The following is a 263-nucleotide window of genomic DNA, read 5'->3' as shown; positions in this document are numbered from 1 at the left end:
TCCAGAAGCAGCATGTCGGGTTTGGACAGCAGCAGGCGGCACAGCGCCACGCGACGCTTTTCGCCCCCTGACAACGGGCCGATGACGGCATCCCAGGGCGGCAGGCGAAGTGCGTCGGCGGCAATCTCCATCTGGTGGTCGATGTCGTCGGCGCCGCTGGACGCGGCGGCGGCAATGGTGGCCTCCAACTCGGCCTGCTCGGCGGCGAGCTGGTCAAAATCGGCATCCGGTTCGGCATAGGCCGCATACACTTCATCCAGACG

At 66.5% G+C, this 263-nt stretch carries 1 protein-coding gene; it reads right to left on the bottom strand.

Features of this window, described 5'->3' with window-relative positions; all coding sequences use genetic code 11:
• Positions 1 to 263, bottom strand: a 263-nt coding sequence (locus EUU22_RS01175) for an ATP-binding cassette domain-containing protein (RefSeq protein WP_129330297.1), incomplete at both ends; no start/stop codon positions are given.

The organism is Ciceribacter ferrooxidans (assembly GCF_004137355.1).
GTDB lineage: Bacteria > Pseudomonadota > Alphaproteobacteria > Rhizobiales > Rhizobiaceae > Allorhizobium > Allorhizobium ferrooxidans.
The sequence above is the reverse complement of the archived record's forward strand: the minus strand, read 5'-3'. Positions and strand labels throughout refer to the sequence as shown.